This window comes from uncultured Enterovirga sp. (genome assembly GCF_964242715.1).
GTDB lineage: Bacteria > Pseudomonadota > Alphaproteobacteria > Rhizobiales > Beijerinckiaceae > Enterovirga.
Genome location: NZ_CAXTAZ010000038.1, coordinates 21,589 through 47,753, shown reverse-complemented (window position 1 = coordinate 47,753; position 26,165 = coordinate 21,589). Strand labels below are relative to the sequence as shown.

Genomic DNA, 26,165 nt, shown 5'->3' with positions numbered 1-26,165 from the left:
TCAACATCGTCGACACCCCCGGCCACGCCGATTTCGGCGGCGAGGTCGAGCGCATCCTCTCCATGGTGGACGGCGTGATCGTGCTGGTGGACGCGGCCGAGGGCCCGATGCCGCAGACGAAATTCGTGGTCGGCAAGGCGCTGAAGATCGGGCTGAAGCCGATCGTCGCGATTAACAAGGTGGACCGGCCGGACGCGCGCGCGACCGAGGTCATCAACGAGGTGTTCGATCTCTTCGCCGCGCTCGACGCGACCGACGAGCAGCTCGATTTCCCGATCCTCTACGGCTCCGGCCGCAACGGCTGGATGGCGACCTCGCCCGAGGGTCCGCAGGACGAGGGCCTCGCGCCGCTCTTCGACGTCGTGCTGCGGCACGTGCCCGAGGCCTCGGTCGGCGAGGGGCCGTTCCGGATGCTGGGCACCCTCCTCGAGGCGAACCCCTTCCTCGGCCGCATCATCACCGGTCGGATCGATTCCGGCACCGTGAAGCCGAACCAGACGATCAAGGTGCTGGACCGCCTGGGCAATCACGTCGAGACCGGCCGCGTGACGAAAATCCTGGCCTTCCGGGGCCTGGAGCGCCAGCCGATCGAGCTCGGCGAGGCGGGCGACATCGTCTCGATCGCCGGCCTCGTGAAGGGCTCGGTCGCCGACACCTTCTGCGATCCCGCGATCGACACCCCGATCCAGGCCCAACCGATCGACCCGCCAACGGTGACGATGTCCTTCATCGTGAACGACTCGCCGCTCGCCGGAACCGAGGGCGACAAGGTCACGAGCCGGATGATCCGCGAGCGCCTGTTCAAGGAGGGCGAAGGCAACGTCACGCTGAAGATCGAGGAGGCCGAGGACAAGGATTCCTTCTTCGTCTCCGGCCGGGGCGAATTGCAGCTCGCGATCTTGATCGAAACCATGCGGCGCGAGGGCTTCGAAATGGCCGTGTCGCGGCCCCGCGTGGTCTTCGAGAAGGATGCCGCCGGCGAGTTGCTCGAGCCGATCGAGGAGGTCGTGATCGACGTCGACGAGGAATATTCCGGCGTCGTCGTGCAGAAGATGTCCGAGCGCAAGGCCGAGATGGTCGAGATGCGCCCGTCGGGCGGTTCGCGCCAGCGGCTCGTCTTCTACGCGCCCACCCGTGGCCTCATCGGCTACCAGGGCGAGCTGATGACCGACACGCGCGGCACCGCCATCATGAACCGGCTCTTCCACGAATACGCGCCGTTCCGGGGCGAGATCCCGGGCCGCCGCAACGGCGTCATGATCTCGAACGATTCCGGCGAGGCCGTCGCCTACGCGCTCTGGAATCTCGAGGATCGCGGCCCGATGATGATCGAGCCCGGCTGGAAGGTGTATCAGGGCATGATCATCGGCGAGCATAACCGCGAGAACGACCTCGAGGTGAACGTGCTCAAGGGCAAGAAGCTCACGAATATCCGAACCACGTCGAAGGACGAGGCCGTGCGGCTCACGCCGCCGATCCGGATGACGCTGGAGCGCTCGCTCGCCTGGATCGCCGACGACGAGCTCGTCGAGGTGACGCCGAAATCGATCCGGCTCCGCAAGGGCGTGCTCGACCCGAATGACCGCAAACGCGCCGAGCGGACCCGCGACGCGGCTGCCTGAGGCAGGCGGCGCCGCCGCCGGGAGCGCGACCTTCGACGTCGTGTCGGAAGCCGCGATCGCGGCGGTGCTGGATGCGTTCTATGCCCGGGTCCGGCTCGATCCCGAACTCGGCCCCGTCTTCGCTCGCGCCGTCACCGACGAGGCTTGGCCCGCCCACATGGCCGTCATCGCCGACTTCTGGTCCTCGGTCATGCTCAAGACCGGCCGCTACAAGGGCAATCCCTTCGCGGTCCACGCGAAGGTCGAGGGGATCAGCCCGGCTTTGTTCGCGCGCTGGCTCAGTCTCTTCGGGGAATCCTGCCGGTCGCTCCTCGCTCCGGACCTCGCCGCTGCGATGGAGGCCCGCGCCGGGCTCATTGCCGCCAGCCTGCAAGCCGGATTGTTCTTCCGGCCCGGCGTTTCGGGGCCCTCGCCTATTGCGGCGACAGCCCCGCTTCCTTGACGATCCGCTCGTATTTGGTCCGTTCCGTCTTGGCGAAAGCCGTGAAGACGTCCGGCGTGTTGGGGGTCGGCACGGCGCCGACGTCGTAGAGCTTCTTCTTCACCTCGGCCGTGTCGTAGATCCGCTTCACGTCGGCCGCGATCTGATCGACGATCGGGCGTGGCGTGCCGGCCGGCGCGAAGAGCCCGTGCCAGGTCGCGACGTCGAAGCTCGGGAAGGTCTCGGCGATCGCGGGCACATCCGGTGCGGTCGGGCTTCTCTCCTTCGAGGTCACCGCGATCGCCCGCACGGTCCCGCCTTGGGCCTGCGGCCAGGCGAGCGTCATGTTGTCGAAGGCGAGGTCGATATGGCCGCCCGCGAGCGCGTTCATGATGTCGTTCGAGGACCGATACGGCACATGGGTCATCTTCGCGCCGGTGAGATTCTGGATCATCTCGCCCGGCAGATGGTTCGAGGCGCCGACCCCCGAGGAGCCGTAGCTGAGCTTGCCCGAATTCGCCTTCACGTGTTCCACGAACTCCGCGAAGGTCTTGATCGGAAGCTTGGGACTCACGACGAGGAGGTTGGGCAGGGTGGCGAACAGGCTGATCGGCTGGAAATCGGCATCCGCATCGTAGCCCGTGCGCTTATAGACACAGGGCGCGATGGCATGGGTGGACGCCGTGCCGACGAGAAGGGTGTGGCCGTCGTTGAGCGCCTTGGACACGGCCGCGGCCCCGACCGTCCCGCCCGCCCCGGCCCGGTTCTCGACCAGGAAGGGCTTGCCGTATTTCTCCTGCATGGCCTGGGCAAAGATGCGCCCGAACATGTCGGTCGTTCCGCCCGCCGTGAACGGGACCACGATCGTCACGGGACGCTGCGGCCAGTCCTGGGCAGAGGCCGTTCCCGACCAGGCCGAAGCCGCGATCGCAACCGAAACCATTCGCCTCGTGAGCACCGACATCCGTTCCTCCCCGCCCGCCTCTTGTGGCGTTTCTGCAGACATCATCGCGAGATCCCGCGCGACCGGCAATCCGCCGTCACCACATCCGCGTGCCCGGCGGGCCTTTGAAGGGCCCTGCCACATGCGAGGTGATCCATCCGCCGTAGAAGCCGCCCGGCTGCGGTGTCACCCGTTCCTCGTCCACGAAACAGGCCTCCATCGCGGCCGCGTAGAAGGCGATGTGGTTGCGGATGCGCCTGAACTCCGGCGCGGGATGCGGGTAGGACCAGGCCGCCTTGGGCGCCGTCGCCCCGCCGGCCATAACGTCGAAATAGCGGGCGCCCCCCTTCCACTCGCAGAGACTGCTTCCGTCCGCCGCGGCGAGGCAGGCGGTCACGACATCGTCGGCCGGGAAGTAATAGGTTGGCGGGTGGCTCGTCTCGAGCACCCGGAAGCCGCGCCGGGTCTCGGCGACCACGCGGCCTGCGAACACGACCCGGAGATGATGCGAGGTCGGCTGCGCGACTGCCGGCCGGGGAAAGGACCAGACGCTCTCCTGGCCCGGTAACGGCGTGTCTGGGACGGGCCGCCCCAGCATCCGTTCAGGCCTCATGCTGATGGCCGGGCCGTGTCTTCGGATTGGTGGCAGGAACGTCGGGCGATCCCGGGCCCCCGACGGGCATGCGGTCGCCATGGCCTCCGCTATTGCCCCCGATCGCGACCGGAGGCCGGCCAGGTTCGCCGCCGGAGGCGCCCCGCTCCCGCCAGTCCTCTTTGCTCTTCGGCTCGGGCCTGCCGCCATCCTCGCCACCGCCTCCGAGCACCGCCTTCTGGGCGCTCGTCTGGCGGCCATCGTCCCGGAGTTCGGGGGTTCCGACCGCGTCGTCGCTCGGCTTGTCGTAGCCCATGACCGCGCTCCTAGCCCACGCCCGGATCGGCTTCGTCGCCCTGTCCGCCGGCCGGGCCGGCACCGTCGCCCGGCGTCGCCACATCGCCCTGACCGGCGCCGGACCTGGTCGTGTCGGTCGTCGCGGCAGGCTGACCCGAGCCGTCCGGACGCGGCTTGACACGGCTGTCGGTCTCGGCCTTTGGAGGTCCGGACCCCTCGCCCGGTCGGTCTGGTTCCGCCCCGGGCGGAGTCGACGATCCGGGTGTCGGCGCGTCGTGATTCTCGTAGCCTGCGTTGCTCATGTCGCCTCCGTCCGCCGACAACGCGAGGCCGACGAAAGCGTTCGAGCGGGACCGTTACCCGGGAAGCACGCCTTCCCGGACCGCGAGTTCGGCCAGGTTCGCCTGCGGCCGGGCGCCGAGATGGCCGATCACCTCCGCCGCGGCGAGCCCGCCGAGCCGGGCGCAGCTGCGAGCGTCCAGGCCGCGCGACAGGCCGGCCAGGAAGCCGGCCGCGAACAGGTCGCCCGCTCCGGTCGTGTCCACGACCTTGTCGACCGGGAAGGCTGCGACCTCCTCGGTCCCCTCGCGCGACACGACGAGGGCGCCGTCGGACGACCGCGTCACGACGCCAAGCAACCGCTCCTGCCGCAGGGCAGCCAGCGCCGTGTCCTCGTCCGCCGTCTCGTAGAGGCTCTTCAATTCGTGGATGTTGGCGAACAGGATGTCGACGCTGCCGTCGCGAACAAGTTCCCGGAACTCGGCCCGGTAGCGGTCGACGCAGAACGGGTCGGAGAGCGACAGAGCGACCCGGTTGCCGGCGCCGTGCGCGATCCCGACCGCCTTGCGGAAGGCCTCCTTCGCGGCCGGCGGGTCCCACAGATAGCCTTCGAGATAGACGATGCGGGCTGCGGCGACCGTCGCTTCGTCGATGTCGGACGGGTTCAGATCCTGGCAGGCGCCCAGATAGGTGTTCATCGTCCGCTCGCCGTCGGGTGTCACGAGGACGAAGCAGCGCGCCGTCGCCGGCCCCGACGTGGCCGGGGCGGTCGCGAAGGCGACGCCCGTCGCGTTCAGGTCGTGGCTGAAGAGCCGGCCGAGCTCGTCGTCCCGGACCTTGCCGACGAAGCCGGTCCTGGCCCCGAGCGCGGCCGCGCCGACGGCCGTGTTCGCGGCCGAGCCGCCCGAGACGATCACGGCCGGGCCCATGGCCGCGTAGAGGCTTTCCGCGCGCGCCTCGTCGATCAGGGCCATGGTTCCCTTGTGCAGGGCATGGTCCACGAGGAAGCGTTCGTCGGTGTGGGACAGGACGTCCACGATGGCGTTGCCGAGCGCAAGGATGTCGAGGCCGGGCTGGGGCATGGCGAAACTTCGATGGGAGAAGGAGGCCCGCTTTGGCACCGGCGCCCCGGAAGGGTCAAGCGGCCTCAGCCGTGCGACCGGTCGCGACGCAGGCGGACATAGAGGGCACCCGCGCCGCCCTGGCGGGTACCGGCCTCCTCGAAACCGAGCACCAGCGACCGCAAGTCAGCCACCTGGAGCCAGTGAGGGACGACCCTCCGCAGCACGCCGCGCTCGCCCGTGCCGCCGTCGCGGCCGCCCTGCCCTGTGACGACGAGGACGAGCCCGTGCCCGGCGCTTCTCGCCCGTCGGAGAAAGCCGATCAGCCGGCCATGGGCCTCGGCCTGGGTGAGGCCATGAAGGTCGATGACGGCATCCGGCTCAGCGCGGCCGCGAGCGAGAGCGCGCACGGTCCGCCGCTCGAGCGGCGCCAGGGGTGCCAGGCGAGGTCGCGGGACAGGTCGAGGCGGCTCGGCCCTTGGCTCGACCTTCGGCGCGGGCGCAGGTTGAGCCTCCGCCTCCGGTTTGGGCCCGGGTTCCTTCGGAACGACCAGCTGTCCCGCGAGGGGCCGCACATGGCGGGCGACCTCCGCCCAGAGCCGCCGCTCCTCCACGGTCAGGGCACGGCGCGACCGCCGTTTCACCGCGGCATCTCGGGGCGCGGCCGCGGCCGCGGCTGCAGCACCACCCATCGCACCTGCTGCCGGGCCAGGCTCGCCCGGGCTCCGGCATCGGTGCCGGACCCGAAGAAAAGGTCGCCGCGGGCCGGGCCGACGATGGCTGCGCCCGTATCCTGCGCCACGACCAGGCGCCGCAAAGGCTCCGTGCCGCCCTCCGGCCGAGGCAGATCGCCCTCGAGCCAGACCAAAGTCCCGTAGCGCCAAACGGAGCGATCCACGGCGAGACTCTTCCCGGCCACGAGCGGAATCCCTGCCGCCCCAACCGGACCCTCGCCCGGCTTGGACTCGACCTCTCGGAAGAAGATGTAGGAGCGGTTCGCCCGCATGATGCCTGGCGCGCGGTCCGGGTTGGCCTTGAGCCAGGCCACCAGGCGGTCCGCGGTCATCTCGGCCGGAGCGATCCCCTCCTGATCGGCCAGGACGCGCCCGATCGAGGTGTAGGGATGCCCATTCCGGCCGTCGAACCCGACGCGCATCAGCTTTCCGTCGGGCAGCCGTATACGGGCAGAGCCCTGGACATGGACCATGAAGGCATCGACCTGGTCGGCCAGATAGACGAGCGGCGCAGCAGCCTCACCCAGCGCCCCGTCCTCGATCGCGCCGCGCTCCTGCAGAGGCTCGAAGCCGGACGGCGTTCGCCGGGCTGCGGTTCGGCCCTCCGGCCAGCCCGGCGGCGCGCCGACGGGCGAGCGGACGACGAGGTCGGCCGGCTTTGCGAGGAGCGGCGTGCGATGTTGGGAGTCCGGGGTCAGCGACCCGGGCAGTTCGGGTTCGTAATACCCGGTCAGGAAGCCACGCGCGGAGACCTCGGCGGGATCGAACCAGCGCTCGAAGAAGCGTCGGGCCTCAGGCTGGCTCGGCCCGACCCGCGCGGCAGCCCGGCATGTCCGGGTCGGGTGCCGAACCCCCGTCTTGGCCGACCGGCACCCCGCCCGGAAGGCCCGCAAGGCTCCGGCATGGTCGTCCGCGAGCCAGCCCTCGAGACCGGCAAACAGAACCTCGGGCCCACCCGAGGGACGCGCAATCGCCACCGGCGCGGAACCGACAGCCGCAAGGATGATTGCGAGGAGCGCGGGCCGGAATCGCGGCAGACGGGATCGCGGCCGGCTCATCGGCTCGACCCAGCTCTCAGCCGAGATCCTGGAGCGACGAGCTCATGGCTACGTGCCCCGCTACTGGCCGGCTTCGGTTGCGACCAGCTGCCAGTTGGGATCGCGGATCCCGAGCGTCCGGGCGAAGGTCCAGACATCGGTCACATCCACGACCGCCTCGGGATCGCCCTCGATCACCGCACCGGCCGAATCCCGGGTCGCCGTGATCAGCTTCGATACGAACCGCATCGTCACCTGCGCGACGCGATTACGGCATTCGACCCCGACGATCTCGGCCTTGTCGACGGACACGAAGGTCGTTTCCGCCTTCTCGCCGCGTTTCTCCCGATCCTGGATCGCGCGTTCGAACCCTTCGAAGACATCGCGGGAGAGCAAGCCCTTCAGCGTCTTGGCGTCGCCTTGGGCGAATGCGGTGACGATCATCTCATAGGCTGACTTCGCGCCTTCGGCGAAAGCCCGCGCGTCGAAATTCGACTCGATCTTGCTGATCTCGTCGAGGCCACGAGCGATCGGAGTTCCGGGCTCGGCGATGCCGGCCCAGCGTTCCTGCGGCGGAACCACGGCAGAGGCTGGCCGCTCGACCCCGCCGGTCGGCAGCCTGACCACGTTGTCCGCAGGCTTCGCGGCCGGGCGGGACGGGTCTGGTACCTCCTTGCGGGCGAACGTGTCAGCCGGGGGCTGCTCCCGGCCCGTCTTCTGTCCCAGCACGGAGCGAAGCCGCCAGATGACAAAGACGGCGAGCGCCAGGAATACGAGGGTGGTCACGTCGAACGACTCTTGCATCATCGAACGGATCTTTGACCTCGAAGCCGGCCGGTCGCAGGCGGCTCGCCGCGGCCGCCGCCATTACGGATATTGGCCATATGGGAGACATGGTCCGTAACATCCACCCTGCGGCTTCACAAGCAAGGCCCGCCGCATCGTCTTGTGAGCCTCAATAAAGCGTGATAGCGCCATGCCCGCCGGCCGGGCCGAGGTCCGGGGCGCCCGATCGCTTTGGCGTCCAGCCGATCCCAATCCCACTCGACAGGAGCCGAACATGGCCGATAATCCGGCAGGCAACGGCGCACACCCCGCCGCCCCTCCGCCGCATCAGCAGGCTACCCCGGAAGGCCCGCAGCTGAATGCGCTGGCGCAATATGCCAAGGACATCTCCTTCGAGAATCCGAACGCGCCGCGCTCGCTGCAACCCCAGCAGCAGGGCCCGCAGATCTCCATCCAGGTGAATGTCAACGCGAAGCAGCTCGCCGAGACCGATTTCGAGGTCGATCTCTCGCTCGAGGGGAATGCCAAGATCGGCGAGGAGGTGTTGTTCGCCTTCGACCTCACCTATTCGGGCGTGTTCCGGGTCAAGAATATCCCGGCGAACGATCTTCACGCCGTGATCATGATCGAATGCCCGCGCCTCCTGTTCCCGTTCGCTCGGCAGATCGTGGCCGAGGCCGTTCGGAACGGCGGCTTCCCTCCGCTCTACATCGATCCGATCGATTTCGTGGGCTTGTACCGGCAGAAGGTCGAGGCTTCGGCCGGGGCCGAGCAGGGCATCGCACCGCTCGCGAGCTGACGGACGTCAGGCGGCCATCGTACCCCCGCCGCCCAGGTATTGGCCCCAGAGCGGCGCGTCGCCGAGGCTCGCCAGAAAAGCCGCGTGAGCCTCGCGTTCAGCCGCGCTCAGACGTGACCGGTCCGGCCGAACGGACCGGATCACCGGGATCAGCATGGCTCCTGCCGTGGGTCGGGCTGCCTCGCGGGCAAGGCCCAGCCCGAGATCGGTCTGACGGCCGCCGATCAGTTCGATATAGATCTCGGCCAGCAGCTCAGAATCCAGCAGGGCGCCGTGCTTGACGCGGCGTGAGCGGTCGATGCCGTAGCGGCTGCACAGGGCGTCGAGACTGTTCGACGCGCCGGGATGTTTGCGGCGGGCCAGCGCCAACGTGTCGACGACCCGCTCCATCGCGAGCACCGGATGCCCGGTCCGACCGAATTCCGCATTGAGGAAGCCGATGTCGAAAGCGGCGTTGTGGGCGACGAGTCTCGCGTCGCCCAGGAAGGCATGAAGCTCGTCCGCCACCGTCCGGAACAGGGGCTTGTCGGCCAGGAATGCGTCCGAGAGGCCGTGCACCTCGAAGGCACCCTGTGCCATCGGCCGTTCGGGGTTCAGATAGGCATGGAAGTTCCGTCCCGTCGGGATGTGGTTCAGGAGCTCGATCCCGCCGATCTCGACGACCCGATCCCCCGTCGCATGGTCGATGCCGGTGGTCTCGGTGTCGAAGACGATTTCACGCAGGGCGGTCAGGGCGGGTATCCCGAATGGTGGCGGCGACGCGGCCATCTCGGCCGGCAATCGCCCGCAGGATATCCCCGACCTGGGCTTCCGCGCGATGGAGGCCGTGGCCCGTATCCACCAGGAAATGCGAGCGCGCCCGCTTTTCGCGATCGGGAACCTGCCGGGCCAGGATGGCGACGAACTTCGCCTGATCCATCCCGGGCCTCGCCAGAACCCTGTCGCGCTGGATTTCGGCCCGGGCGGTGACGACCAGGACAGCGTCGACGCGGTTCATCCCTCCGGATTCGATAAGAAGCGGGATGTCGAGGATGGCGATCGGGGCCCTGCTCCGAACGGCCCTGTCCAGGAAGGCCTGCTCTGCCGCGCGGACAAGCGGGTGGACGATCCCTTCCAGGTTCCGCAGCTGCTCGGTCGAGCCGAGCACGATCGCGCCCAGTCGAGCCCGATCGACAACCCCGTCCTGCACGGTTCCGGGAAAGGCCGCCTCGATCAGGGATGCAGCTTTACCCCGGTAGAGGGCGTGGACCGCCCCGTCGGCATCATGGACCGGCACGCCCCGGTTCCTGAACATCGCGCCCGTGGTCGACTTCCCCATTCCGATCGAGCCCGTAAGCCCGAGCACGAAGGTCACCGGCGGCCCTCGACATCGGCCTCGACCAGGGCTCGAAGTTCGCCCGTGACCCGAGGTCGCGTGCCGAACCAAGCCTCGAAGCCAGGGACCGCCTGGTGGAGCAGCATCCCGAGGCCCTCGACGGTCCGGAGCCCTCGAGCCCGGGCCCGTTCGAGGAGCGGCGTGACGAGCGGCACGTAGACGATGTCGGCGACGATTCCCGACGGGCCGAGCGCCGACAGGTCGAGATCGAGCGGCGGCTGCCCGGTCATGCCGAGCGAGGTCGTGTTGACCACGAGGTCGGTCCCGGCGAGCGCGGCCTCCCGGGCGTTCCAGGCGATCGCCTCGACCCGGTCGGGGTCGAATCGCGCGAGGTCGGCGGCCCGGTCGGGATTGCGGTTCGCGACCCGGATGCGCGGGATGCCATGCTCCAGGAGCGCACCCAGGATGGCCCGGGCCGCTCCGCCGGCGCCGAGGACGAGCGCGGAGGAAACCTCCCCGGCCCAGCCCGGCCCGATCGCGTCCGCGACATTCTCGGCGAATCCGATCCCGTCCGTATTGTCGGCGAGAAGGCTCCCGTCCGGCATCGCGCGGAGCGTGTTGACCGCGCCCAGCCTCTGCGCCCGCTCGGTCGAGGCCGGCACGAGGCGGAAGACGGCCTCCTTGTGCGGCACCGTCACGTTCCCGCCCACGAAGCCGCGCTCCGCAAAGGTCGTCAGAAAACCCGCAAGCTCGTCCGGCGGCACGTCGATCCGCTCGTAGGATCCGGCGAGGCCATGCTCCCTGAGCCAGAAGCCGTGGATCAGCGGCGAGCGGGAATGGGCAATCGGATGCCCGATCACGAAGGCCTTCGTCATCTCAGGTCGCGATGAATTTCATCGCATGCGCCCGGTAGAGGTCCACGATCGCAGCTGCCGTCTCCTCGATCGAGCGGCGCGTGACGTCGATCATCGGCCAGTTGTTGCGGGCGCAGAGCCGGCGCGAGAAGGCGACCTCCTCGGCCACGCGCTCCCGATCGACATAGGCCGTATCCTCGTCCGCCTTGAGGGAGAGCAGCCGGTTCTGCCGGATCTGTACGATGCGCTCCGGCGAGGCCACGAGCCCGACCACCAGCGCCCGCTTGGCCCGGTCGAGACGCGAAGGCGGCGGATGTCCCGGCACGAGGGGGATATTCGCCGTCTTGAGGCCCCGGTTGGCGAGGTAGATCGAGGTCGGCGTCTTCGATGTCCGGCTGATTCCCACCAAGACCACGTCGGCATCGTCCAGGTCGTCGGGAAGCTGGCCGTCGTCGTGGAGCAGGGTGAAGTTCATGGCGTCGATGCGCTTGAAATACTCGGCATTCAGCATGTGCTGAGCGCCGGGCCGCGCCGTCGAGGCCGTGCCGATATAGGATTCGAGAAGCGAGTGGACCGGCGCCAGAACCGAAAGGTGCGGACAGCCGACCTCGCGACACTTCTCCTCGAGCCGCACGGCAAGGTCGCGGTCGACCAGCGTGTAGAGGACGATGCCGGGCGCCGTGTCGATCTCGGAGAGCACGCGGTCGAGCTGCCTGGCGGAGCGGACCAGCGGATAGACATGCTCGATCGCGGACACGCCTTCGTATTGCGCGGTCGCTGCCCGGGCGACCGCGATCAGCGTTTCGCCGGTCGAGTCCGACACAAGGTGGAGATGGAAGTAGCTTCGGCCCACGATCTCCAGCCCATGTATGGGGAGTCGACGAGTGTGGATAGCGAAGCCGACCAGCCCGGTCCAGGAGCCGGGCCGGTTCAAGCCTGGGCTCAATCGTTAACATTTGACGCGTCGGGAGGCGTCGGAACGGGAGTCGGGGAGGAACCGGGCAGATGGGCGGGTTCCAAGGATGAAGGCGAACGTTAACGCCTGATTAACCTTTACCTTTCGTTAACCGGGCTGAGCGCTAGGCCGGACGTCACGCCGACTCGATGGTGTGGGCGAGCTGTGGATGGCATTGCGGGATCGTGAGTCACGCTCCAAGAGGAGAAAGAGAGAGTCAGATTCAGAATTTAGATTGAAGGGAGCGGGATGGCCGCGATCGCGACCGAGAAGGCCATCATGCGTGTCCTCGACGGCGAGGCCGTCTGGCCGCCCCCCGTCTGGATCATGCGGCAGGCCGGGCGCTACCTCCCGGAATATCTCGCCACCCGGGCCGAGGCCGGCTCCTTCACAACGCTCTGCTACACGCCTGGTTTCGCGACCGAGGTGACTCTGCAGCCGATCCGCCGTTACGGTTTCGACGGCTCGATCCTGTTCTCCGACATCCTCGTCGTGCCGGATGCGCTCGGCGCCGAGTTCAGGCTGGATGCGGGCGAGGGGCCGCGGCTGCGGCCGACGACCGACCGGGCGGGCCTCGACCGGCTCGCGTCTGCCTTGCCGCTCGAACGCCTCGAGCCGGTGCTCCAGGCCGTGCGGCTGATCCGGGCAAGACTGCCGGCGGAGACGACGCTGCTGGGCTTCTGCGGCGCTCCTTGGACCGTGGCGGCCTATATGATTGCCGGGCGGGGTACGCCGGACCAGGGCCCGGCCCGGGAGGCGGCCCAGTCGGATCCCGGCTTCATGGCCGCCCTGATCGATCTCCTCGTCGAATCTTCGATCGTCTACCTGTCGGCGCAGCTCGAAGCCGGGGCCGACGCCGTGCAGATTTTCGAGAGCCATGCCGGGTCGCTGTCACCCGACCGTCTCGGTCCGCTGTCGCTCGAGCCGATCGGCCGTATCATCGCCGGCGTCACGGCGCGACGGCCCGGTGCGAAGGTGATCGTGTTCCCGAGAGGGCAGGGCGAGCGGCTGGCCGAGTATGCAGCGCTTGGCGCAGCCGGGATTGGGATCGACCAGGAGACGGACTTGTCGGCCGCGATCACGACGTTGCCAGCGGCGGTCGCCTCGCAGGGCAATCTCGACCCGACCTTGCTCGTCCAGGGCGGCAAGGCTCTCGACGAGGGCGTCGACCGCGTGCTGGAGGCGGTGCGCGGGCGGCCGCATATCTTCAATCTCGGCCACGGGATCACGAAGGAGACCCCGGTCGAGAATGTCGCCCGGCTGTTGAAGCGTATCCGCGAAAGCTAGGCCGGTGCTCTACCCGACCCTGAAGATCGTCCACATCCTGGCGGTCATCTCCTGGATGGCCGGGATGCTCTATCTGCCCCGGCTCTTCGTCTACCATGCCGAGGCCCCTGCCGGGTCGCCGCAATCCGAGACCTTCAAGGTGATGGAGCGGCGGCTCCTTCGGGCCATCATGACGCCGGCGATGATCCTGACGTGGCTCGCCGGGCTATGGCTCGCCTGGGAGGGAGCCTTCCTCCAGTCGGGCTGGCTCCAAGCCAAATTCGCGCTCGTCGTCCTGATGTCGGGCGTGCATGGATGGCTCGCCGGGACTGTTCGGCGGTTCGGGTCCGACACGAATGTGAGGCCGGCCCGCTTCTACCGCGTTCTGAACGAAGTCCCGACGCTCCTGATGATCGGGATCGTGATCCTCGTCGTCGCGAAACCGTTCTGAGCGAATTTTTCGGCCAAGTCCCTTGAGGCTTGGCCGTGACCGGACTATAGCTCAGTTCTCCCAACCGACAGGTCGCCGCGCGTGGAGCCCAAACGGGTTCGCAACACCGGGCGTGCTTGAACCGGGCCATCCTGTCGCGCCCCTTCCCGCCAAGTCCCGGCCCCGCGATCCTAGCGAGAGTGTTCCCCGATGAGGGAAGTGAAGCTTGAAGACCTCAAGGCCAAGTCGGCTACGGAACTCCTGACCTTCGCCGAGGAGGTGGAGGTCGAGAATGCGAGCACCATGCGCAAGCAGGAGCTCATGTTCGCGATCCTGAAGCAGCTGGCCGCACGCGAGACCGAGATCGTCGGAACAGGGGTTGTCGAGGTGCTCCTCGACGGCTTCGGCTTCCTCCGCTCGTCCGATTCGAATTACCTGCCCGGACCCGACGACATCTATGTCTCGCCCTCGCAGATCCGGCGGTTCGGCCTGCGAACCGGCGACACAGTCGAGGGACCGATCCGCGGGCCGAAGGAAGGCGAGCGTTATTTCGCGCTGCTCAAGGTCAATACGATCAACTTCGAGGACCCGGAGAAGATCAAGCACAAGGTCCATTTCGACAACCTGACCCCGCTCTATCCGGACGAGCGCATCCGGCTCGAGCATCTCGACGAGGGTGGCAAGAAGGACTTCTCGGCTCGCATCATCGATGTCGTGGCCCCGATCGGGAAGGGCCAGCGCGCCCTGATCGTCGCGCCGCCCCGGACCGGCAAGACGGTGCTGCTCCAGAATATCGCGAAATCCGTCACGGCGAACCACGCCGAATGCTACCTCATCGTGCTCCTCATCGACGAGCGGCCCGAAGAGGTCACCGATATGCAGCGGTCGGTGAAGGGCGAGGTCATCTCCTCGACCTTCGACGAGCCGGCGCAGCGTCACGTCCAGGTCGCCGAGATGGTGATCGAAAAGGCGAAGCGCCTCGTCGAACACGGCAAGGACGTCGTCATCCTGCTCGATTCGATCACCCGCCTGGGCCGGGCCTACAACACGGTCGTGCCGTCATCCGGCAAGGTGCTGACCGGCGGTGTCGACGCGAACGCCCTGCAGCGGCCGAAGCGCTTCTTCGGTGCGGCCCGAAATATCGAGGAAGGCGGGTCGCTCACCATCATCGCGACCGCCCTGATCGATACGGGCTCGCGCATGGACGAGGTGATCTTCGAAGAGTTCAAGGGCACGGGTAACTCCGAGATCATTCTCGACCGAAAGGTCTCGGACAAGCGGATCTTCCCGGCGCTCGACATCACGCGCTCCGGCACCCGCAAGGAAGAGCTGCTCGTTCCGGCCGACGTCCTCAAGAAGATGTATGTCCTGCGACGCATCCTGAACCCGATGGGGACGGTGGACGCGATCGAGTTCCTGCTCGACAAGCTGCGGCAGACGAAAACCAACGGTGACTTCTTCGACTCGATGAACACCTGATTGGCTGGGGTTCGCCCCAGCCCGCAGAAACCGTTCAAAGGCTGAGACTCAGGCTCCGGCAAGCCGGGGTCGGCGCGGGGGTCGTGCCACATCCTGATTCGGACGCGCGATGCTGCCCGCCACCCCGTCCGACCCTGAAACGATCTATGCCGTGGCCTCGGGTCATGGCCGTTCAGCCATCGCCGTCATACGGCTGAGCGGCTCTCGCACGGCCGCTATCGTCTCGGCCCTGATCGGCACGGGCCCGCCCGAACCGCGCCGGCTGTCTCTGCGTCGCATCCGCAGCCCGGAGAGTGGAGAGGCGATCGATCAGGCCATGGTGGTCTGGCTGCCCGGACCATCCACCTTCACGGGGGAAGACCAGGCCGAGTTGCAGATCCACGGCGGTCCTGCGGTCAAGGCCGCTCTTCTGAGAGCGCTCTCCGGTCAGCCTCGATGCCGACCCGCCGAGCCTGGAGAGTTCACGCGGCGGGCGTTCCTGAACGGCCGGCTGGATCTGACCGAAGTCGAGGGCCTCGCCGACCTCATCGAGGCCGAGACGGAAGCACAGCGTAAGCAGGCCCTGCGTCAGCTTGAGGGTAAACTCGCCTCACAGGTCGAGCTCTGGCGGGAGGGGCTGATCGATGCGCTCGCATGGTGCGAAGCGGGCCTCGATTTCACGGACGAGGACGATGTGCCCGACGATGTCGCCGACGAGGCCACCCGGTCCCTCCTGGCGATCCGGGACGACGTTGCGGCCGCCGTCGCTGCCGCAGGCCTCGGGGAACGGCTCCGGGAGGGGTTCACGGTCGTAATCGCGGGGCCGCCGAATGCCGGCAAGTCGACCCTTCTGAACGCGCTGGCCCGCCGCGACGTCGCCATCGTGTCGCCGGTCGCCGGCACCACGCGGGACGCGATCGAGGTGCGGTGCGACCTGGGCGGGCTGCCCGTGACGCTCGTCGATACGGCCGGCTTGCGCGACAGCGAAAACGACGTCGAGCGGGAGGGCATCGCACGTGCCGAGAGCAGAATGGCGAGCGCGGATCTCATCCTCTGGCTGACGCCTGTCGGCGATCGGACCGGGATCCCGGACCGAGCCGAACCGACGCGCTGCAGTCGGGTCTGGACCAAGAGCGATCTCGGACAGGGTGTCCTGCAGGATGATGATGGTCCCGTGATCTCGGCCGCGACCGGTGCCGGGCTCCCCGAATTGCTCGACCTCATCAAGGCCGAGGCAGTCGCGCTCATGGGCTCAGGGGACGATGCGTTGGTGACGCGCGAACGTCACCGCATCGCTCTCGCCGAGGTGGTCGACTGCCTCGATCGCGCCCTCCTCCTGCGTCAGGGTCAGCAGAGCGAACTCGTTGCGGAGGATTTGCGCTTGGCTCTCCGGGCTCTCGGCCGCATGACGGGTCGGGTCGATGTCGAGGAGGTGCTGGGGCGGATCTTCTCGGCTTTCTGCATCGGCAAATAGGCGTGGAGCCGTAGCGTGGACGGACTGACATACGACGTCGTGGTGGTCGGAGGCGGGCATGCCGGCGTGGAGGCGGCGAGTGCGGCCGCCCGTCTCGGCGCCCGCACGGCTCTGGTCACGCAATCCCTCGCGACGATTGGGGCCATGTCCTGCAACCCGGCGATCGGCGGGCTTGGCAAGGGTCATCTCGTCCGGGAGATCGATGCGCTCGACGGCATCATGGGCCGGGCTGCCGACGCGGCCGGCATCCAGTTCCGCCTCCTGAACCGGCGAAAGGGCCCGGCGGTCCGGGGACCCCGAACCCAGGCGGACCGGAAGCTTTATGCCCGCGCGGTCCGAATGTTGCTGGCGGAGACCGCGAATGTCACGCTGATCGAGGCGGAGGCGGCCGATATCGACATCCTCGACGGAGCCGTATCGGCCCTCGTCCTGGCCGACGGTCGCCGCTTGGCCACAGGTTCCCTGATCATCACCACCGGGACGTTCCTGGGCGGGGTCATCCATATCGGCGACCGCCAGATACGGGCAGGCCGGCATGGGGAGGCAGCGTCCGACGCTCTCGCCAAAACGCTCGCTCGATACGGCTTTCCCCTCGGACGTCTCAAGACGGGGACGCCGGCGCGGCTCGATGGCCGCACGATCGACTGGGCCGGTATCGAGCGCCAGCGGGCCGACGAAGAGCCTGTCCCCTTCTCGTTCATGACCGATCGGGTCACGACCCCCCAGATCGAATGCGGCATCACCCGCACCACTCGGGCCGCGCACGACCTCATCCGGGCGAGCCTGCACCGCTCCCCGCTCTATTGCGGCGCGATCCAGGGCCGGGGACCGCGCTATTGTCCCTCGATCGAGGACAAGGTGGTCCGCTTCGCGGATCGGGACAGTCATCAAATCTTCCTCGAGCCCGAGGGTTTGGACGACACGACGGTGTACCCGAACGGGATTTCGACCTCTCTGCCGGAGGACGTTCAGAGTGGTGTTATCGCGGCGATTCCAGGCCTCGAGCGAGCCCGAATGTTAAGACCCGGCTACGCGATCGAATACGACTATGTCGATCCCCGGGCGCTCGATCCGACGTTGCAGACCAAGGCCGTGGGGCGTCTATTTTTCGCGGGCCAGATCAACGGCACCACGGGCTACGAGGAAGCGGCGGCCCAGGGTATCGTGGCCGGCTTCAACGCGGCCCTGCTCGCGTCCGGAGCGGCCGGGCAGGTTTTCTCCCGCTCGCAATCCTATATTGGCGTCCTCATCGACGACCTCGTGACCAAGGGCGTTACCGAGCCCTATCGCATGTTCACGTCTCGTTCCGAGTTCCGACTCAGCTTGCGGGCGGACAACGCGGACGAGCGGCTGACCCCGATGGCGGCCGCCTTGGGGGGGCTCTCGACCGGCCGGGCGTCTCGCTTCGCCAAGTTCGGCGGCGCGTTGTCGGCGGCGCGAAGCCAGCTCATGGCAAAGACGGTTTCGCCGGCCGAAGCAGCGAGGGTCGGCATCTCGGTCAGTCAAGACGGGATCCGACGGACGGGCCTCGATCTTCTATCGCGACCGGGCGTGACGATCAGATCCTTGGCACGATTGTGGCCTGAGTTGCGGGGATTGGACGCTCTCGTCGCCGATAGACTTGAGACGGATGCAGTCTATTCTGTCTATCTCGTTCGGCAGGACCAGGACCTTGCAGCATTTCAGCGGGATGAGGCAGTCGCCCTTCCGGCGGGGCTCGATTTCGGCGAATTGCCAGGGCTCTCGCATGAAATTCGCACGCGGCTTGGGCAGGTCCGACCGGTCAGTTTAGGTCAGGCAGCCCGTATGGAGGGTATGACGCCTGCCGCGTTGACCATACTGGCTGCCCATGCCCGGGCGCGCCGCGGATCCGCGGCCGCAACACATTGACGGCGGTGCATGCCGCAACATCCCGTGTTTCACGTGAAACGCGGGATCGTCTTGAGGTCTACGTGGCGGAGCTGCGACGGTGGCAACCAACGCTGAACCTCGTGTCTCCGGCATCCCTCCCGCATCTATGGGACCGTCATATTGCCGACTGCTTGCAGCTCGCCGATTTGGCGCCCAGCTGCGACGATTGGGTTGATCTAGGTTCGGGAGCAGGCCTGCCAGGGCTGATCATCGCTGCTTCGGACAGGGCGCCGCGGGTCACGCTCGTCGAGAGCGACGGCCGCAAATGCGCCTTCCTGCGACAGACGGCACAGCGCATGGGATTGCTGGTCTGCGTCCTTGAGGGTCGGATCGAATCGGTTTGCCAAGGCGTAGTGGAGGCCAGCGTCGTCACCGCGCGAGGGCTCGCACCTCTGAAGCGCCTGCTCGCTTACGCGCAGCCTCTGCTCGGTCGGGGAACGATATGCCTGTTTCCGAAGGGGAAGACCTACGATGTGGAATTGACCGAGGCCCGCGAATGCTGGACCTTCTCGGTCGACATCATTCCCAGCAGGACAGATTCGGAGGGGCGCATCCTTCGGATCAGCGAGCTCGTCGCGAAGTCTTAGCCGTGCGCCCGCTACGGGAACCATGAAGTGACAGACGCCACTCCCACGGGCCAACCGCCTGTCCCAATCGTGAAGCCCCGTGTCTTCGCGCTGGCCAACCAGAAGGGCGGGGTCGGGAAGACGACCACCACCATCAATCTCGGCACGGCGTTGGCCGCGATTGGCGAGCGTGTGCTGATCATCGATCTCGACCCGCAAGGAAACGCCTCGACCGGATTGGGAATCGACCGGCGCCAGCGTGCCGTCTCGACCTATCACATCATGGCGACCCGGACGCCCGTGTCGGATGCTGTCCGGGAGACGGCCGTGCCGAATCTGTTCGTGGCACCCTCGACCATGGACCTCCTTGGCCTGGAACTCGAGATTGCGCAGGAGCGGGACAGGGCGCAGCGCCTACGGCTCGCCCTGATAGCGATGAACAAGACCAGGAATGCAGCCGACACCTTCACGTATGTGCTGATCGATTGCCCGCCCTCGCTCAACCTTCTCACGATCAACGCTCTTGTCGCAGCGGATGCCGTCCTCGTTCCGCTGCAATGCGAGTTCTTTGCGCTCGAAGGTCTCAGCCAGCTCTTGAAGAGCATCGAGCAGGTTCGGTCGACCCTGAACCCCCGGCTGTCGATCCACGGGGTCGTGCTGACCATGTTCGATCCGCGAAACAACCTCGCGAACCAGGTCGTCGCGGATGTACGCCAGTTCATGGGCAGCAAGGTCTATGACACGGTGATCCCCCGGAACGTACGGGTTTCGGAGGCGCCATCTCACGGAAAGCCGGCGTTGCTTTACGACCTGAAATGCGCCGGTTCGCAGGCCTACCTGCGGCTCGCGTCCGAGGTCATCCACCGCGAGCGTTCGCTCAAATCTGCGGCCTGATCGGAATGGACACAGCCATGGGTGAAGAACCCGCACGAGCACGCCTCGGTCGAGGCCTGGCGGCGTTGATCGGGGATGTCGACGACGATTTCGTCGCCGGCGAGCGAAGCAAGGGCGGTCGACGCGTCGCGATCGAGTTCCTGAGGCGCAATCCTCGCAATCCTAGGACCCACTTCAACGAGACCGAGCTGGACGATCTCGCCTCCTCGATCCGCGAGCGCGGGATCATCCAGCCGATCGTTGTCCGCGTCCTTCGCGACCTGCCGGACGTCTACGAGATCATCGCCGGCGAACGCCGCTGGCGGGCCGCTCAGCGCGCGGGATTGCACGACGTTCCGGTGGTCGTGGTCGAAGCGGACGACCGGCTCGCTCTCGAACTGGCCATCATCGAAAACGTGCAGCGAAGCGACCTCAACGCGCTGGAGGAGGCCGCCGGCTACGAGCACCTCATCGGCGAACATGGCTACAACCAGACCGACCTCGCGACGATGCTGGGCAAGAGCCGGAGCCATGTCGCCAATACGTTGCGGTTGCTCAAACTTCCGGACAGCGTCCGAGACATGATCGTGCGTGGCGAGATTTCTGCCGGCCACGGACGGGCGCTTCTTGCCGTGAAGGACCCGGAAGAGGTCGCGCGGCGCATCTCGGCTCGAGGACTAACCGTTCGAGACATCGAGCGCCTCAGTCAGCCCGAAGATCCCGCTGTCGGCCAGGCCGCAACCAGATCAGGAGGCCGGCCCCGGAAGGTCCGGGGTGCCGGCGATGCAGACACCCGCGCTTTGGAGCGAGAGCTGCAGAACGCCTTGGGGCTGGTGGTCCACATCCGTCAGCAGGGGAACGAGGGGGAAATCAGCATCCGCTACAGCTCATTCGATCAGCTCGACGCGCTCTGTCGTTCGCTTCGGGCCTCTGCTCTCTGATCGGTCCGCTTGTAGTTTGCCAGACGGAAAAGGCTCGCCGGAACGATTGCGGCTGCCATTCCGGCAGCCTGCCGGGTCTGCTCCGTCGCAGCAAAGAGGGCTCGGTTCGCGTCCTTCAAAGCCTCCGTCCGCCAGCGCTGGAGCTGCCGCTCCGCGATGCTCCGGCGCCTGAAGTGCAGACCGCGCCACGACGCGACGGCAGTTTCGACGCTTTGGCCATCGTCGATCAGGCTCCGGCAGGCGAGAAGGGCGAGACAATGCCGCGATGCCGCCGATAGGACAGCGACCGGGCTCGTGCCGTGGATCACGTGCTGCGTCCAGGCGGAATCCAGGCCCGCTGCGTCTCCCGAGAAGGCAGCGTCCACGACCGTGTCGATGCTGAGGCTCGAGACGTCGCTCACCACCGCCTCGACGTCGGCGACACTGACGCTCTCAGCACCGCGGCCGTAGAGGGCTAGTTTCGCAAGCTCGCCCCGCGTGGCCAGGCGATCTCCGCCCAAGCTCTGCAGGAGCAATTCCCGGGCATCCGGATCCAGCCGCAGGTTTTCTCCTCGAAACGTCTCGTCAATGATCGTACCGAGGTCGCGGGTCTCGTCTGCGTAGCATGGTAGCGCTAAAGCTAGACGGGACTGCTCGCAGATGGATCGAAGCGGAGCGGTGCGGGCCAGGTCCCCTGCTTCGACCACGATGAGGACGCCGGTCAGGCTGGTCGACAGACAGGTCGCGACGGCGCCCGAGATGTTTCGCCCCGTTGGCCCCACCCAGATGGCGCGACGCTCTCCGAACAAGCCGTATGTGGAGGCTTCTTCACCCAAAAGCCCTGGCCGGTCTGCGACTGCATCTCCTTCGAGCCGGACTAGCTGAAACGGATCCTTGGGGTCTGCTACGGCCTCCTCGGCCGCCCGACGGGCGCGCTCGCTGACGCTGCCCGCATCGGGCCCGTACAGGAGCAGAAGCTGGACGCCGGGCGGCAGCCGGCGGAGCGTCCGTTCGACGTCCCCTGCCTTGACGGCGGTCATCGGCTCAAGGGGACGTGGCGAACAACGCTGCCAGACGCTGCTTGATATCGTCCGCTATGAGCTTGGAAGCGCGGATCTCGGCGTCTCGCGCGGCGCGGACGTTGGCGAAACGCTGAGGATCGCGGAAGTAGGTGGCCGTCGTCCGGGCTGTCCCGGAACCGATCGGGCGAGATCCATCGTTCGACAGAAGAACGTATTTCACCGTGACATTCAGCAGGGCGGCGTCGGCTCGGCCGGTGACCGTGTCTGTGGTGGTCACCTGGACCGACTCGCTCGCATCGAGTGTCAGTCGATACTTCTTGCGGCTGACCTGTCCGGAGCCGTCGAGGTCGAAGATGAGTTCGCTCCGAAGATAATGACCAAGCCGCTCCTGCCCCAGAGGGGTGGTAACATTCTCGACCGAGATCGATGCAAGGGCCTCCTGAAGAGGAACGCCCGATGCCGTCGGTCCATAGAGCGGACGAAGGCAGCCCGCCGCCGCAAGAGCGATTCCCGCTGCGAGGGCCGGCCGGATGTATCTATGCCACGACATTGACGATCCTGTTCGGCACGACGATGAATTTACGCACGGGGCGTCCCTCGACGGCTTTCACGACCGCCTCCAGCGACATCACGGCGACCTGAATGGCGGCGGCGTCAGCCGACCGATCTACTACCACATCGGCCCGTTTGCGGCCGTTCACCTGAACCGGCAACGTGATCAGGTCGTCTACGAGAAGCGAAGGATCGACCACTGGCCAGGAGGCCTCGGCGACGAGACCCGGTCCCGCTTTCAGAGCCAGCCAGCATTCCTCGGCGAGGTGGGGCATCATGGGTGCCATCATCTGCACAAGCAGCGTCGTGGCCTCAACGATGTCCGGCGAAGCCGTGGTCTCCCCGCCTTCCTCCGCCAACGCGGCCGTAAGCGCGTTCGTGAGTTCATAGAGGCGAGCCACCGCCCGATTGAAGCGAAGGTTGTCGAGGTCGTTCTGCACCGCAGCGAGCGTGCGGTGTGCGGCCTTCCGGATGTCGCCACCGGCGCTGACATTGGCCCTAGCTAGCCCGAGCGCCGACACGTCGAACACGAGTCGCCACACCCGCTGCACGAAGCGGGAGGCGCCTTTGACGCCTTCTTCGGTCCAGATCACGTCTCGGTCGGGAGGCGAGTCGGACAGCATGAACCAGCGCGCGGTGTCCGCGCCGTAGCTGCCGATGATGTCGTCGGGATCGACGGTGTTCCGACGCGACTTCGACATCTTCTCGATGCCGCCGATCTGCACGCACTCGCCAGTTTTCACGTGAAACGCCTGCCGCTCGGAGCCGGCGACTTCAAGCCTGACTTCGGACGGCTGCAGCCACTCGCCGGCGGGGCTGCGATAGGTTTCGTGGACTACCATCCCCTGGGTGAACAACCCGGCGAACGGCTCGTCCAAACCCGCCCAGCCGGTTCGGTGCAGGGCGCGCGTGAAGAAGCGCGAGTACAGGAGATGCAGGATCGCGTGTTCGACGCCGCCGATATACTGGTCGACGGGCAGCCACGACGCGACGGTGGCCGGGTCGGTCGGCGCGTCGGCAAGATCCGGATCCGTGAACCTCGCGAAATACCAGGACGAATCCACGAAGGTGTCCATCGTGTCCGTCTCCCGCCGGGCATGGCCGCCGCAGCAGGGACATGGGACCTTGTTCCACGTCTCGTGCCGGTCCAGCGGATTTCCCGGCAGATCGAAGGAGACGTCATCCGGCAAGGTAACGGGCAGGTCGGCGACCGGGACGGGTACGATCCCGCATTCGTCGCAATGGATGACCGGGATGGGGCAGCCCCAATATCGCTGGCGCGAGATCCCCCAGTCGCGGAGGCGGTAGTTCACCTTGCGCTCGGCGACGGGAGCGTTGCCGCGCAGCTCCGTCGTGAGGCGCCGTGCAACCTCCTCGCAGGCGGCATCCGTCGTGAGCCCGTCGAGGAAGCGCGAATTGATCATGCGACCGGTGCCGTCATAGGCGACATCCGTCACCGCGAAGGTCGCGGGGTCGGCATCGTCGGGCGCAACGACCGGGGTCACACCGAGCCCATACTGGCGGGCGAAATCGAGATCGCGCTGATCGTGTCCAGGGCAACCGAAGATGGCGCCCGTCCCGTAATCCATGAGGACGAAATTCGCGACGTAGACGGGCAGCTGCCAAGACGGGTCGAAGGGATGCAGCGCCCGGATTCCGGTATCGACGCCCCGCTTGTCGGCCTTGTCGATGGCGGCCTGGGATGTCCCGGTGCGCCGTGCTTCCGCGATGAAGTCCGCGACCTTCGGGTCTCGCTGAGCCACGGCGAGTGCGAGAGGATGGTCCGGGGCGATCGCCATGAATTTCGCCCCGAACAGCGTGTCCGGACGCGTGGTGTAGATGTCGAGTTCCGGCTCACTGCCCGGGCAAGTGGCAGGGTCGAGGGCGAAGCGGACGAGCAGGCCTTCTGAGCGGCCGATCCAGTTCCGCTGCATCAGCCGGACCTTTTCCGGCCAGCGCGTCAGGTCGTCGAGGCGCTGGTCGAGATCGGCCGCGAAATCGGTGATCCGGAAGAACCATTGCGTGAGTTCGCGTTGTTCGACCACCGCTCCGGATCGCCAGCCCTTGCCGTCGATCACCTGCTCGTTCGCCAGCACAGTGTGGTCGATCGGGTCCCAATTCACCTTCGCGGTCTTGCGGTCGACCAGCCCTGCCGAGAGAAAGTCCAGAAACAGGCGCTGCTGGTGGCGGTAATAAGTCGGATCGCAGGTCGCGAACTCTCGCGACCAGTCGATCGACAAGCCCATCGACTGCAGCTGCGTGCGCATGGTCGCGATATTGGCGTAGGTCCAGTCCCTTGGATGGACCTTGTTCTGCATCGCGGCATTCTCAGCCGGCATACCGAAGGCGTCCCACCCCATCGGATGGAGGACGTTGAAGCCACGTGCGCGCTTGTATCGCGCAACCACATCGCCCATCGTGTAATTCCGCACGTGGCCCATGTGGATGCGGCCCGAGGGATAGGGAAACATCTCGAGCACGTAGTATTTCGGGCGCGTATCGTCGTTCGCCGTCGTGAAAAGATCACGATCGGTCCAGGCTTGCCTCCAACGAGGTTCGGCTTCCTTCGCGTTGTAGCGCTCGACAGACATAGCGGCCGCGGTCTCGGACTTGTGCAGGGATCAGGGTGAGCCGAGACCGACAGACACGATATACCGAGGAGGGTCAACGTTTTCCGACCCCTCGCGCCGGAGACCGGGACGCCCTGAATGAGCGATCAATTGAAGGCCGTGGAGGCGGAAGTTGGCCGCGCCGCCGAGGATGCGGGACGCGAGCCGTCGGCCGTATCCCTCATCGCGGTCTCGAAGACGGTTCCGGCCGGCGGCATCCGGCCGTTGCTGGAGGCCGGCCATCGTTGCTTCGGCGAGAACTACATCCAGGAGACCGGGGCGAAGTGGCCGGACTTGCGCGAGGCGTATCCCGGATGTGAACTCCACCTGATCGGCCCCCTTCAGTCGAACAAGGCCCGCGAGGCCGTGACCCTGTTCGACGTCATCCACACCGTGGACCGTCCCTCCCTGGCCGCCGCCCTCGCGAAGGCGATGGACCAGACGGGACGGCAGCCGATCCTGCTCTGCCAGGTCAATACGGGCGAAGAGCCTCAGAAGGGCGGCGTACCGCCTGGGGAGACGGACGAGTTCCTGCGCCGCTGTCGCGACGAATACGGCCTCAAGATCGAGGGCCTGATGTGCATTCCGCCCTTCGCGGACGCACCATCCCCGCATTTCGCGCTGCTGCGGTCGATCGCGGAGCGCAATGGCCTTCCCCTCCTGTCCATGGGGATGAGTTCGGACTTTTCCGCGGCCATCCAACTCGGAGCCACGCATGTTCGGGTCGGAACGGCCATTTTCGGAGAACGAAGCCGGGCCGCCTAGCCGCCCGTCATGAGACCTCGACAGCTTCAGGGTCTAAGCCTCTGGTGTCGCGAGCGGCGAGGTTTTGCCAGGATGTCCACCACCGTCCGGGGTCCGATCCGGCTCAGGATCCGGTTGACGAGACGGCGTTCGACGGCCACGCAACCTTCCGTAGGCAGGAACCCTGATCGCGCCACGTGCAGGAAGACGGCGCTGCCGCGCCTTCTGATGGCAGGATGACGGTTCCAGCCGAGATCCAGGATCACGTCGTAGAGGTCGTCCTCACGCCAAAGTCGCTCATGCGAAGGTCCAGACGGCAGCCGAACCGGGCGGTTGTAGAGGGAGGAGGCCGGATCGTCGCACCAGCCGTGCGCCGGACCGATAGGCCGGAGTTGCAGGAGGGTCGAGGGTCGCGAGATCCGGTCGGCCCTGTAATAGGCACCAAGGACGCGCATGCGGCCCGTGGGCGTGCCGCCATCCCCCTCTCGCTTGCGGGGGACGGGTCCGCTCCGACCCAAGGCGCAGGGGATATCCAACGGCCCGACCCGCAGGCGCCCTCGATTCGGGCAGCCGGGCGCCCGAAAGACGCGCATAACGTCGACACTGCGTCGCTTCACCGCCCGGAGGGACTTCAATGTCACCCCG

Annotated in this window: 28 protein-coding genes; 12 read left to right on the top strand and 16 right to left on the bottom strand. The window is 67.0% G+C overall.

What is annotated here, in order from left to right:
- A partial coding sequence (typA, locus tag ACFE87_RS17460) for a translational GTPase TypA (protein WP_375460925.1) occupies positions 1 to 1,622 on the top strand: 1,622 nt, incomplete at its 5' end.
- Positions 1,579 to 2,064 carry a group III truncated hemoglobin gene (locus ACFE87_RS17455; protein WP_375460924.1) on the top strand — a complete coding sequence of 162 codons (486 nt, stop codon included), beginning with the start codon at positions 1,579 to 1,581 and terminating at the stop codon, positions 2,062 to 2,064. The genes typA and ACFE87_RS17455, both read left to right, overlap by 44 nt.
- Here the strand turns inward: ACFE87_RS17455 and ACFE87_RS17450 are convergent.
- The 8 genes from ACFE87_RS17450 to ACFE87_RS17415 form a co-directional block, all read right to left on the bottom strand.
- Entirely contained in the window at positions 2,036 to 3,007 is a 972-nt protein-coding gene (locus ACFE87_RS17450; protein ID WP_375460923.1) for a Bug family tripartite tricarboxylate transporter substrate binding protein, read from the bottom strand. The two genes, ACFE87_RS17455 and ACFE87_RS17450, sit on opposite strands and share 29 nt — an antisense overlap.
- Positions 3,008 to 3,083: 76 nt before the next feature.
- Positions 3,084 to 3,599: a DUF427 domain-containing protein gene (locus ACFE87_RS17445; RefSeq protein ID WP_375460922.1), complete on the bottom strand. Its 516-nt coding sequence runs from the start codon at positions 3,597 to 3,599 to the stop codon at positions 3,084 to 3,086.
- The gene (locus ACFE87_RS17440) at positions 3,589 to 3,894 is read right to left on the bottom strand and encodes a hypothetical protein (RefSeq protein ID WP_375460921.1); all 306 of its coding nucleotides are present in this window, start codon (positions 3,892 to 3,894) and stop codon (positions 3,589 to 3,591) included. Before ACFE87_RS17440 ends, ACFE87_RS17445 begins: the two co-directional genes overlap by 11 nt.
- Positions 3,895 to 3,904: 10 nt before the next feature.
- On the bottom strand, positions 3,905 to 4,177 hold the full coding sequence (locus ACFE87_RS17435) for a hypothetical protein (RefSeq protein WP_375460920.1): 273 nt from the start codon (positions 4,175 to 4,177) through the stop codon (positions 3,905 to 3,907).
- A 54-nt stretch (positions 4,178 to 4,231) separates the two neighbouring features.
- Positions 4,232 to 5,236: an adenosine kinase gene (locus ACFE87_RS17430; protein ID WP_375460919.1), complete on the bottom strand. Its 1,005-nt coding sequence runs from the start codon at positions 5,234 to 5,236 to the stop codon at positions 4,232 to 4,234.
- A gap of 65 nt (positions 5,237 to 5,301) precedes the next feature.
- On the bottom strand, positions 5,302 to 5,625 hold the full coding sequence (locus tag ACFE87_RS17425; protein WP_375460918.1) for a Smr/MutS family protein: 324 nt from the start codon (positions 5,623 to 5,625) through the stop codon (positions 5,302 to 5,304).
- Between the two features lie 230 nt (positions 5,626 to 5,855).
- On the bottom strand, positions 5,856 to 6,926 hold the full coding sequence (locus ACFE87_RS17420; protein ID WP_375460917.1) for a murein transglycosylase A: 1,071 nt from the start codon (positions 6,924 to 6,926) through the stop codon (positions 5,856 to 5,858).
- A gap of 141 nt (positions 6,927 to 7,067) precedes the next feature.
- A complete protein-coding gene (locus ACFE87_RS17415; protein ID WP_375460927.1) occupies positions 7,068 to 7,790 on the bottom strand; it encodes a Tim44/TimA family putative adaptor protein in 723 nt (240 codons plus the stop codon).
- A gap of 256 nt (positions 7,791 to 8,046) precedes the next feature.
- Here ACFE87_RS17415 and secB point away from each other — a divergent pair, with 256 nt between their 5' ends.
- Entirely contained in the window at positions 8,047 to 8,571 is a 525-nt protein-coding gene (secB, locus tag ACFE87_RS17410; protein WP_375460916.1) for a protein-export chaperone SecB, read from the top strand.
- Between the two features lie 6 nt (positions 8,572 to 8,577).
- Here the strand turns inward: secB and dnaQ are convergent, their stop codons facing one another.
- The 4 genes from dnaQ to ACFE87_RS17390 are packed head-to-tail and all read right to left on the bottom strand — an operon-like array spanning position 8,578 to position 11,593.
- Positions 8,578 to 9,339, bottom strand: a complete 762-nt coding sequence (gene dnaQ, locus ACFE87_RS17405; protein WP_375460915.1) for a DNA polymerase III subunit epsilon — start codon at positions 9,337 to 9,339, stop codon at positions 8,578 to 8,580.
- Positions 9,287 to 9,925 (bottom strand): dephospho-CoA kinase, encoded by a 639-nt coding sequence (gene coaE / locus ACFE87_RS17400; protein WP_375460914.1) that lies wholly within the window; start codon positions 9,923 to 9,925, stop codon positions 9,287 to 9,289. The genes dnaQ and coaE overlap by 53 nt, the downstream gene beginning before the upstream one ends.
- On the bottom strand, positions 9,922 to 10,761 hold the full coding sequence (locus ACFE87_RS17395; protein WP_375460913.1) for a shikimate dehydrogenase: 840 nt from the start codon (positions 10,759 to 10,761) through the stop codon (positions 9,922 to 9,924). Before ACFE87_RS17395 ends, coaE begins: the two co-directional genes overlap by 4 nt.
- Before the next feature lies 1 nt (position 10,762).
- A complete protein-coding gene (locus ACFE87_RS17390) occupies positions 10,763 to 11,593 on the bottom strand; it encodes a pyruvate, water dikinase regulatory protein (RefSeq protein WP_375460912.1) in 831 nt (276 codons plus the stop codon).
- A gap of 351 nt (positions 11,594 to 11,944) precedes the next feature.
- Here ACFE87_RS17390 and hemE point away from each other — a divergent pair, with 351 nt between their 5' ends.
- The 8 genes from hemE (at position 11,945) to ACFE87_RS17350 (ending at position 20,614) form a co-directional block, all read left to right on the top strand.
- A complete protein-coding gene (hemE, locus tag ACFE87_RS17385; RefSeq protein ID WP_375460911.1) occupies positions 11,945 to 12,982 on the top strand; it encodes a uroporphyrinogen decarboxylase in 1,038 nt (345 codons plus the stop codon).
- A gap of 4 nt (positions 12,983 to 12,986) precedes the next feature.
- On the top strand, positions 12,987 to 13,412 hold the full coding sequence (hemJ, locus tag ACFE87_RS17380) for a protoporphyrinogen oxidase HemJ (protein WP_375460910.1): 426 nt from the start codon (positions 12,987 to 12,989) through the stop codon (positions 13,410 to 13,412).
- Between the two features lie 189 nt (positions 13,413 to 13,601).
- The gene (gene rho, locus ACFE87_RS17375; protein ID WP_375460909.1) at positions 13,602 to 14,870 is read left to right on the top strand and encodes a transcription termination factor Rho; all 1,269 of its coding nucleotides are present in this window, start codon (positions 13,602 to 13,604) and stop codon (positions 14,868 to 14,870) included.
- Between the two features lie 109 nt (positions 14,871 to 14,979).
- A complete protein-coding gene (gene mnmE, locus ACFE87_RS17370; RefSeq protein WP_375460908.1) occupies positions 14,980 to 16,323 on the top strand; it encodes a tRNA uridine-5-carboxymethylaminomethyl(34) synthesis GTPase MnmE in 1,344 nt (447 codons plus the stop codon).
- A 15-nt stretch (positions 16,324 to 16,338) separates the two neighbouring features.
- Entirely contained in the window at positions 16,339 to 18,213 is a 1,875-nt protein-coding gene (mnmG, locus tag ACFE87_RS17365; protein ID WP_375460907.1) for a tRNA uridine-5-carboxymethylaminomethyl(34) synthesis enzyme MnmG, read from the top strand.
- Positions 18,210 to 18,821 (top strand): 16S rRNA (guanine(527)-N(7))-methyltransferase RsmG, encoded by a 612-nt coding sequence (gene rsmG, locus ACFE87_RS17360; protein WP_375460906.1) that lies wholly within the window; start codon positions 18,210 to 18,212, stop codon positions 18,819 to 18,821. The genes mnmG and rsmG overlap by 4 nt, the downstream gene beginning before the upstream one ends.
- A gap of 69 nt (positions 18,822 to 18,890) precedes the next feature.
- Positions 18,891 to 19,694 (top strand): ParA family protein, encoded by an 804-nt coding sequence (locus ACFE87_RS17355; RefSeq protein WP_375460905.1) that lies wholly within the window; start codon positions 18,891 to 18,893, stop codon positions 19,692 to 19,694.
- Between the two features lie 17 nt (positions 19,695 to 19,711).
- Positions 19,712 to 20,614 carry a ParB/RepB/Spo0J family partition protein gene (locus tag ACFE87_RS17350; RefSeq protein WP_375460904.1) on the top strand — a complete coding sequence of 301 codons (903 nt, stop codon included), beginning with the start codon at positions 19,712 to 19,714 and terminating at the stop codon, positions 20,612 to 20,614.
- On the opposite strand, the gene holA is transcribed toward ACFE87_RS17350, so the two are convergent.
- The 3 genes from holA to leuS are packed head-to-tail and all read right to left on the bottom strand — an operon-like array spanning position 20,569 to position 24,758.
- Complete coding sequence (holA, locus tag ACFE87_RS17345; protein ID WP_375460903.1) at positions 20,569 to 21,633, bottom strand: DNA polymerase III subunit delta; 1,065 nt, start codon at positions 21,631 to 21,633, stop codon at positions 20,569 to 20,571. The two genes, ACFE87_RS17350 and holA, sit on opposite strands and share 46 nt — an antisense overlap.
- 4 nt (positions 21,634 to 21,637) lie before the next feature.
- Positions 21,638 to 22,165, bottom strand: coding sequence for an LPS assembly lipoprotein LptE (gene lptE, locus ACFE87_RS17340; RefSeq protein ID WP_375460902.1), 528 nt, complete (start codon positions 22,163 to 22,165; stop codon positions 21,638 to 21,640).
- The gene (gene leuS / locus ACFE87_RS17335; RefSeq protein ID WP_375460901.1) at positions 22,152 to 24,758 is read right to left on the bottom strand and encodes a leucine--tRNA ligase; all 2,607 of its coding nucleotides are present in this window, start codon (positions 24,756 to 24,758) and stop codon (positions 22,152 to 22,154) included. Before leuS ends, lptE begins: the two co-directional genes overlap by 14 nt.
- A gap of 117 nt (positions 24,759 to 24,875) precedes the next feature.
- Here leuS and ACFE87_RS17330 point away from each other — a divergent pair, with 117 nt between their 5' ends.
- The gene (locus tag ACFE87_RS17330; protein ID WP_375460900.1) at positions 24,876 to 25,541 is read left to right on the top strand and encodes a YggS family pyridoxal phosphate-dependent enzyme; all 666 of its coding nucleotides are present in this window, start codon (positions 24,876 to 24,878) and stop codon (positions 25,539 to 25,541) included.
- Between the two features lie 26 nt (positions 25,542 to 25,567).
- Here the strand turns inward: ACFE87_RS17330 and ACFE87_RS17325 are convergent, their stop codons facing one another.
- The gene (locus tag ACFE87_RS17325; protein WP_375460926.1) at positions 25,568 to 26,113 is read right to left on the bottom strand and encodes a L,D-transpeptidase; all 546 of its coding nucleotides are present in this window, start codon (positions 26,111 to 26,113) and stop codon (positions 25,568 to 25,570) included.
- Between the last annotated feature and the right edge of the window lie 52 nt (positions 26,114 to 26,165).